Raw genomic sequence first — 8,410 nt, forward strand, 5'->3', positions numbered from 1 at the left:
ACGCACAGCTTGCTGGCGTGTAAAAACGCAGTTTTTAAAATAGCTTCTCGCGTGAGCAAGCTCTACGCCTACAGATAAAATTTAACGCCGTGGTTAAACTCACTTGTAGACGCCCAGCTTGCTGGCGTGTAAAAACGTAGTTTTTAAAATAGCTTAATAATTAGAAGCTCACGCTTCTCACGTGAGCAAGCTCTACACCTACAGATAAAATTTAACGCTGTGGTTAAACTCACTTGTAGCCACACACCTTGCTGGCGTGTAAAAACGCCGTTTTTAAAATAGCTTTATAACTAGAAGCTATGCTTCTCGCGTGAGCAAGCTCAACGTCTACAGATAAAATTTAACGCTGTGGTTAAACGCACTTGTAGACGCACAGCTTGCTGGCGTGTAAAAACGCAGTTTTTAAAATAGCTTCTCGCGTGAGCAAGCTCTACGCCTACAGATAAAATTTAGCGCTGTGGTTAAACTCACTTGTAGCCACACAGCTTGCTGGCGTGTAAAAACGCAGTTTTTAAAATAGCTTAATAATTAGAAGCTACGCTTCTCACGTGAGCAAGCTCAACGTCTACACTATATATCAAACCAAAGCGTTACCAATTTTGCATTTCGACTATGCGTGATTGTGTGCGTGCATATTCAAAGCGCAATTTTTTACCTTTATACAAATGTTCAATGTCGGTTTGCGCATTTATTACCAGCAATTTATGGCAATCGTAAAATTCATCTACTAAGGCAATAAAGCGACGCGCTTCGTCGTCAAAGGTGTGCTCATCAAGCGTTTGTTTTTCGCGCTGATAACTATCTTCTATACCGTGAACTATAACTTTACCCGTCGCCTTAACACCCATTTGTGGCACATTCGATACATATAACACATCAAATTGCGTTGCTAAATACATATAATCGTTAGCACTACGCGGGCCTGAGCATAGCGCCATAAAATCAATCATCAAGGCATTATCGGCTTTTAATAAATAAGGTAAATCGCGGCCATGCACGCTAATTTTATTGCTGTATGTTGCAGCAGGATAAGAAACTAAAAACTCATTTTGAAAATCATGTTTAGGTAAATTAATAAAATAGTGCCGGCTGTTTTTACCATATCTAAAGCGGTGATCGTCCTCCCCTGCCACGTTAATTATATGGCAATGGTTATTAATTAAATCGATAGTAGGTAAAAATCGCACTCGTTGTAGGCCGTTGTAATAAAGCTGCTCTGGCTTTGCGTTCGATGTGGCCACCAGCACAACACCTTGTTCAAACAACGCATTGAACAATCTGGCCATAATCATGGCATCGCCGATGTCGCTCACAAAAAACTCGTCAAAACACAGTAAACGAATGTTTTTAGCCCACTGTTTTGCAATTAAGATTAATGGATTTTTTTGTCCTTGTAGCTTCGAAAGTTGGGCATGCACTTGTGCTATAAAATGATGAAAATGCAGCCGCTGCTTTTGCTCAATCGGTAGGTTTTTATAAAATAAATCCATCAGCATAGATTTACCGCGCCCTACTGGTCCATATAAATAAACACCTTTTGTTAAGGGCGCTTTTTGCCACCATAATGTGTGGACTTGAAGTTGCTCGCTTAGTGTATTTAAAGCTTCCACCGCATTTTGCTGCGCGGCATCAAAACACAGTTCACCCGTGTCTATTTTTGCTTGGTAAAGGCTTAATATTTGTGTGCTGTGCACTGTCATGGTATTTCACTATCGGCTATAATCGCGCCCATTGTAGCCGACTAAAAATGTGAACCAAAATGAAATTCCCTTGCCGCTTAGATAAATTTATTAGCCACTTAGCTGAAATGCCACGCACGCAAGCCCGCGCCAGTATTAAGCGAAAAGAAGTAAGCGTTAATGGCGAAATAATTACCTCACATAACTTTCAGCTATCTCAGCAAGACGAAGTACTGCACCAAGGTACGCCTTTGGTATTTTTAGGTAAACGCTATTACATGCTAAATAAACCAGTCGGTTATGTTTGCGCTAATAGTGACGAGCTACACAAAACCGTTTTTGACTTACTTGATGAGCCAAATATGAGCGACTTTCACGTGGCAGGCCGCCTTGATATAGATACCACAGGATTAGTTATAATTACCAATGATGGCGATTGGTCACATAAAATCACGTCACCTAAAAGTAATAAATTTAAAACCTACTTAGTCGAAACTCAAGAGCCTATAACCGACGAAGCGCTTGAGCAATTACGCACAGGTGTCATGCTGCATAACGAAAAAGATTTAACCCGCCCAGCGATTGCCGAACGACTTGCTAATTACGGACTGCGTTTATCAATAAGTGAAGGTAAGTATCATCAAGTTAAGCGTATGCTTTACGCGGTAGATAACAAAGTCGTTGAGTTACATCGCGAGCAGATTGCAGGCATTAAATTAGATGAAAACTTGGCAAGTGGTGAATATAGATTACTAACAGCTGATGAGATTAAATTATAAAACCTCACCTACAATATGTGTACCCCTGTAGGTGCGAATTAACTTCGCGCTCATGTAACGTGGCTTGGGTGTTTAAAAAGCGAGGTGTAAAACCTCACCTACAATATGTGCAACCCTGTTGGTACGAATTTACTTCGCGCTTTTATAGTTAATATTTAAATTACGATTTTATCTGTACTAAATCAAAGTCAGCCATGCCTGGTACAATTGCCTGCAGGCGAGACTCGGTAACATCGAGCGCGTTCAAGCATTCGCAATATTCTGAAGCTTTTAGCTCAAGTTGATGTGCTTTTTTTTGCAATGATTTATCAATTTCTTTTGAAATGATATCCATTCGCTGTCCCATATCGTTAATACGATCTTCTATATTACCTTCTCGGGACTTAAACGCATCACCTAGTGACACTAAAATGGCGCCGAGAGATCCATGAACTGCGGAATGAATTTTTTGGCTGATCTCTTTAGTAAAAAAATCATCTATTTGAGAAAGTGATTGTGGGGCTATAAAAAAGAAATCATCGCCGCGCTTAAATTTATCCATTAGCGCACGCTCTACATATTGCAGTTGGGTTTTAAGCACCTCTGGCTCTTTATCTGACATACCTTCAACCACGTGCTCAATAGCACTTAAACCTAAATTAACACCATCGGTGGCTAAATTAACTAGTTCAGGGACTGTATGGCGAATACCATTACTAAACTGCTCGAGCACTTTACTTTCGTCATCACTTAAATCAACCCAATAACCGCGAATAAACAGTTGGTTATTGTTGTTAATTTGCACACGTGTTTGGCCTTTATCAACAATTCGAATTACATCGTCGGTGATGATTAACCCATGCCTGAGTTCTACATCACATTGCTTTTGAGCAAATACACTGGTGCTTGAAAGTGCTATGGACAACGCCAATATCGAACGAGATAGAAACGCCATAAACACCTCAAAAAGACTAAAATGGAAGGCGAGTAGGTTAACAAAAAACCAACTTTATGCAAGTAAAAGAACATGCACAATACAAACACTACACAGCTAATTAAGCGAGGTATAAAACCTCACCTACAATATGTGTAACCCTGTAGGTGCGAATTTACTTCGCGCTCATGTAACGTGGCTTGGGTGTTTAAAAAGCGAGGTGTAAAACCTCACCTACAATATGTGTAACCCTGTAGGTGCGAATTTACTTCGCGCTCTTAAACATGCTATTGGCGCTCAAGAGCGAGGTTTATAATTAAATTGGCGATCCAGGCGGTATTGGTAACACTTTAAAATTATTTGGCCAATGCCCTTTAATTAAAAACTGATTTACTTGTTCGGCTAAATATTGCTTAAACGCACTCTCGCCAGTACTGGTATGGCTCAATATTGAGTTTTGGTTAAAGTCTTCACTCAACTTAACTAAGTAGTAACGTAACTGCGCCTGCACTTCAGGGCTTGCACTATCGCTTGCTACTAAGTCAGCCATGGTTTTTGCTGTTAAAAATTGTACGCGCTGAGTTATTTTACCTGTCATTGTATTAGGCGACGATACGTTAAAAACGTGGCTATAAAGCGTTTTTAATAGTTCATCTAAACTATAAAAGTCGTTACTACGCGCTTGCTGCTGGGCTAGACGATTTAAACGTTGTGCGTTTAATAAAAGCGACAAGCTGTGCTGCACTGCAACCTCGGGTAATGCCATTGCATCGAGCGTTAACCCTGTGCGCCCAACTATGCTCTCGCGCGACTTAGACTCGCCATACGCTTTTGGCGGAATTAGCGATAATACAGATTCAGGAAGTAATAAGTTACTTGGCTTAAGCGTTGCAAAAAGAGCGTTTACCGCTTCTTGTTGCATTTTTTTATCAACCACTTGCGCACCTTTTACGGGTGAGTCACTGCGTGTTTCGTATTCGTAATCAACACCGGCTATAAGCTTCACCGCAGCCTCAACCTGAAAACGGTGAAACAGATAAAGCGGAACTAGTTTTTCCTCTAATTGCGATAGTGAGTCGCCCGTTTTAATATTATTAATACCAAACTGCGAAAGCGCTTTTTTACGTACGTCGAGTACTCGTAAAAGCTCCTGCGAAGGATTAGTGCCGTTATCCCATAAATGAGCGGTTGGATGCGCGCCACCTTTAGCACGAGCGTCGCTATCTGATATAAACTCAAGGCCTTTGGCTTTGTTCTCCTTTAAAATAGCAGCGAGTTCTGCGCTTTCATCTTGGTTAGTAAAATCGCTATAGCCATATTTAATTACTTGGGTATCCCATACGCCCATGCCTGTTGCATAGCCACGCGTTACATCAAGCTTACCTTGTTCATTAAAACTAAGTAGCGGGTGTGGGTAATCCATTACAGAAGCTCTATCCCCTACCGATGCCGCGAAGTTATGAGCAATACCTAACGTGTGACCAATTTCATGCGCGCTTAATTGGCGAATGCGATCAAGCGCCATTGCTTGCAAGTTTTTAGCAACTTCATTACCTTTTAAATAAGGAGCAGCGAGTGCTTCAGCTATTAAAATATCTTGGCGAACACGCAATGAGCCAAGTGTTACGTGCCCTTTAAGTATTTCACCTGTACGTGGGTCGATTACCGAACTTCCGTATGACCAACCACGCGTTGCGCGGTGTACCCACTGAATGACATTGTAACGAATATCCATAGGGTCGGCGCTACTTGGCAGCACTTTTACTATAAATGCATTTTTATATCCTGCACCAGTAAATGCGTCGTTCCACCATTTTCCACCTTCAAGCAAAGCGCTTTTAACGGGCTCTGGAACGCCAGGATCAAGGTAATAAACAATTGGTTTAACAGGTTCACTAATAGGTAAACTTGAGTCCTTTTTAGTTAGACGATGGCGAGGTATATAACGCACATACATAGACTCACCAAGCGGCGCTGCGTAATCTTTATGTTCTATACTCCAAAAACCTGATTGCGGATTAAACTTGCGCGGTGTGTAGTTATCATCTGGTAATTGAATAAGTGAATGATGCATATGAACAGTAAGCGCATAAGGGTCGGCACTTACTTGGCGAACAAATTCACCTGGTTTTGTGCCCTTAAATGTAAGTACGGCTTCAAGCTCGGTGTTTTTTACAAATGCTTTTGAGCGATTCATATAAACGGCGCTACGTGATTGATCAAGGCTAAAGTTCCCTTGCTTACGTGCAGCAAGCGTGCGGCTTACGCCATGTACATCACTTAATAAATAAGGCGTGTAATCAATAAGTGCTGTGGCTTTATCTTCTGCAACCACTTTAAAACCTGCAAGTATACTTGATGCAAACGCTTCTTTAATACTTTGCTGTTCAGCCTTATTACTTGTATTAGCACGATAGTAAGTATTTACAGCGCGTAGCATTACTTTGTCGCCAAAACGCTCAAACTGCACAAGGTGAGTATTACCAAGCTGACCTCTATCAAGGCCTATGTCGTTAGAGCCAATACCGTAAGGCAAGCTTTGCTGCAGTAAAAATTGTTGTTCAAACTTATCAACTTTTAAATATACTTTTCCGTTTTGGGTGTCGTAAAAAAACGAATAATAGCCCGGAAAATGATTCATTTGCGTAGTAAATTCATCAATTGACTTAATTGCTGCGTGCGCTTGAGTTATGATAGAGCACAGCACAGTAAAGAATATGTAACTTAGTAGTGGTATTTTTTTCATAATCTTATCTTTGTTATTTGTGTTTTAAGTACGATTAGGTGGTCCCATTATAGGGTGCTATTTAAACAATACAGTTATTTAAGACGAATTTCAGCGCTCTAAGCTAATCTCTCTCACATTATGATTGGTTTTAACACGTTATCAGGAAAATAGAATGCGTAGACTCCCTCCAGTATTACTTGAAGATGGTTGTTCAAGAGAACTTTTATCATTAATTCGAACAATTTTAGCAGCATGTAAAGAAATTTCGTTTCGCGTTGGTCAAGGCGCGCTTTCTGGCGTATTAGGCTCAACCCTTGATGAAAACATTCAGGGGGAAACTCAAAAAAAGCTCGATGTATTATCTAATCAGCTGTTAAAAGATATTTTACTGGAATCTGGTACGGTTAAAGCAATCGCCTCTGAAGAAGAAGACTACACAGTAGCAGGTAATCCAGATGCTAAATTTATAGTGGCATTTGACCCACTTGATGGCTCGTCAAATACTGATATTAACTCGCTTGTCGGTACTATATTTTCTATTATGGAAGCACCTGAAGGTTCTGACGCTGCTGATCAAAGTATATTTATGCAGCCAGGTCATAAGCAAGTTGCAGCAGGTTACGTACTTTACGGCCCGTCAACAATGCTTGCGCTGACTACAGGTAAAGGCACGCGCATGTTTACTCTTGATAAAACACAAGGCAGCTTTTTACTTACACAAGATTTTGCTGATATTCCTGCTGATACAAACGAATTTGCCATTAATACGTCTAACCAACGCCATTGGCAACCAGCTATGCAAAACTACATCGATGATTTGCTAGCAGGTGATACAGGCCCGCGCGCTAAAAACTTTAATATGCGCTGGATTGCCGCAATGGTGGGCGATGTGCATCGCGTGCTTAGCCGTGGTGGTTTGTTTACTTACCCTACCGACACCAAAGATCCTAAAAAGCCAAATAAATTACGCCTACTTTACGAAGCAAATCCAATGGCTATGTTAGTAGAGCAAGCTGGCGGCATTGCATCAACCGGTACTGAGCGTATTATGGATATTCAGCCTGATGCAATCCACCAGCGAGTAGCCGTTATTTTAGGTTCTAAAAACGAAGTAGAAACGTGCTTGGGATATCATAAATAATCGCTTAAAACGATTGTTCTCAATTTAAAAACCGCATTCAATTGAAGTGCGGTTTTTTTGTAGGTGAGGTTTTATACCTCGCTTTTTAAACGCCAAAGCCACGTTACATGAGCGCGAAGTAAATTCGCACCTACAGGGTTGCATATATTGTAGGTGAGGTTGTAGGTGAGGTTTTACACCTCGCTTTTTAAACTCCCAAGCCACGTTATATGAGCGCGAAGTAAATTCGCACCTACGGGGTTTTACATATTGTAGGTGAGGTTTTATACCTCGCTTTTTAAACAAATCAAACTTTTACTAACGCAACTATTTGAGCAAGCTTTTGATGATTAAGCTCTCCCATTTGCTCGCTATTACTGAGCGCATAAATAAAACCTTCATGCTCAGTACAATCAATATCATCTCGCGATTCAATTACGTTTGCCCAAAGCTCTAAATCATCTAAGTCTATTTCGTTACTTAAACAGCGTTTAAGCACATCAATTAAAACCTCGGTTGAGAGAGTATAGTGAGTTTTATTGCTATCAGCAGGGCTTGAAACGATAACCGATATAGCTTCATCCCTATGCTCACCAAACGTAATAAATTCAGCTAATGCTTTTTGTGTATTCATAATATTTGTTATTCTTGGCTCACTGTTACTAAAAAGAATTATAATGACTCAACTTAACTGCACTCAATGCCACAGTACTCTAACGTGTAATGTAGACGATATATCAGCGTGTTGGTGCAATGAGCTGCCAGCTATTTTACCGCTTGATACCACAGCAACAAGTTGTTTATGCCGCAAGTGCACGCTTAATAAAATAAATATTTTTTTAGAGGGGATTTATACACAGCCTATTAAAACCCAAATAAACTTTGCAAAGCAATTTAGAGGTAACGACAATTTAATTGAAGGGCTCGATTACACCATGCAAAGTGGTTACATGATATTTAGTAAGTGGTTTTTTTTAAAGCGCGGTTCGTGTTGTAAAAACGGTTGTAAAAATTGCCCGTACGGTTATAAAAAATAAAGTAAAAGCTGCGCTTTTAACGTGAGCAAGCTCTACGTCTACAGCTAATCTTTACTCGGTGTTAAATTTATCTGTAAATACGCAGATTGCAGGCGGACTAGCGAAGCTTGTAAATTAAACCGCAAAGCTGCGCTTTTAACGTGAGCAAGCTCTA

At 40.5% G+C, this 8,410-nt stretch carries 7 protein-coding genes; 3 read left to right on the forward strand and 4 right to left on the reverse strand.

Going from position 1 to position 8,410, the window contains the following annotated elements:
* Nucleotides 1–590 precede the first annotated feature (590 nt).
* Complete coding sequence (gene zapE / locus DC53_RS00635; RefSeq protein ID WP_033032261.1) at nt 591–1,700, reverse strand: cell division protein ZapE; 1,110 nt, start codon at nt 1,698–1,700, stop codon at nt 591–593.
* A gap of 59 nt (nt 1,701–1,759) precedes the next feature.
* Here zapE and rsuA point away from each other — a divergent pair, with 59 nt between their 5' ends.
* Nucleotides 1,760–2,458, forward strand: a complete 699-nt coding sequence (rsuA, locus tag DC53_RS00630) for a 16S rRNA pseudouridine(516) synthase RsuA (RefSeq protein ID WP_033032263.1) — start codon at nt 1,760–1,762, stop codon at nt 2,456–2,458.
* Nucleotides 2,459–2,618: 160 nt separating this feature from the next.
* Here rsuA and DC53_RS00625 read toward each other — a convergent pair whose 3' ends face one another.
* Nucleotides 2,619–3,392 carry a YggN family protein gene (locus DC53_RS00625; protein ID WP_007376785.1) on the reverse strand — a complete coding sequence of 258 codons (774 nt, stop codon included), beginning with the start codon at nt 3,390–3,392 and terminating at the stop codon, nt 2,619–2,621.
* A gap of 295 nt (nt 3,393–3,687) precedes the next feature.
* Nucleotides 3,688–6,117, reverse strand: a complete 2,430-nt coding sequence (locus tag DC53_RS00620; RefSeq protein ID WP_033032265.1) for a zinc-dependent metalloprotease — start codon at nt 6,115–6,117, stop codon at nt 3,688–3,690.
* Nucleotides 6,118–6,271: 154 nt separating this feature from the next.
* Between DC53_RS00620 and DC53_RS00615 the strand changes: the two genes are divergently transcribed.
* Nucleotides 6,272–7,240: a class 1 fructose-bisphosphatase gene (locus tag DC53_RS00615; RefSeq protein WP_033032267.1), complete on the forward strand. Its 969-nt coding sequence runs from the start codon at nt 6,272–6,274 to the stop codon at nt 7,238–7,240.
* Between the two features lie 286 nt (nt 7,241–7,526).
* Here the strand turns inward: DC53_RS00615 and DC53_RS00610 are convergent, their stop codons facing one another.
* Entirely contained in the window at nt 7,527–7,853 is a 327-nt protein-coding gene (locus DC53_RS00610; RefSeq protein ID WP_033032270.1) for a hypothetical protein, read from the reverse strand.
* A 43-nt stretch (nt 7,854–7,896) separates the two neighbouring features.
* On the opposite strand from DC53_RS00610, the gene DC53_RS00605 reads away from it, so the two are divergent.
* Nucleotides 7,897–8,256 (forward strand): DUF5522 domain-containing protein, encoded by a 360-nt coding sequence (locus DC53_RS00605; protein ID WP_033032272.1) that lies wholly within the window; start codon nt 7,897–7,899, stop codon nt 8,254–8,256.
* Nucleotides 8,257–8,410: the final 154 nt, after the last annotated feature.

The sequence above is a fragment of the Pseudoalteromonas fuliginea genome (assembly GCF_000690055.1).
Classification (GTDB): domain Bacteria; phylum Pseudomonadota; class Gammaproteobacteria; order Enterobacterales; family Alteromonadaceae; genus Pseudoalteromonas; species Pseudoalteromonas fuliginea.

Coding starts and splice junctions, on each gene's coding strand:
- zapE (WP_033032261.1), bottom strand. CDS start 1,700: ATGACAGTGCACAGCACACAAATATTAAGCCTTTACCAAGCAAAAATA.
- rsuA (WP_033032263.1), top strand. CDS start 1,760: ATGAAATTCCCTTGCCGCTTAGATAAATTTATTAGCCACTTAGCTGAA.
- DC53_RS00625 (WP_007376785.1), bottom strand. CDS start 3,392: ATGGCGTTTCTATCTCGTTCGATATTGGCGTTGTCCATAGCACTTTCA.
- DC53_RS00620 (WP_033032265.1), bottom strand. CDS start 6,117: ATGAAAAAAATACCACTACTAAGTTACATATTCTTTACTGTGCTGTGC.
- DC53_RS00615 (WP_033032267.1), top strand. CDS start 6,272: ATGCGTAGACTCCCTCCAGTATTACTTGAAGATGGTTGTTCAAGAGAA.
- DC53_RS00610 (WP_033032270.1), bottom strand. CDS start 7,853: ATGAATACACAAAAAGCATTAGCTGAATTTATTACGTTTGGTGAGCAT.
- DC53_RS00605 (WP_033032272.1), top strand. CDS start 7,897: ATGACTCAACTTAACTGCACTCAATGCCACAGTACTCTAACGTGTAAT.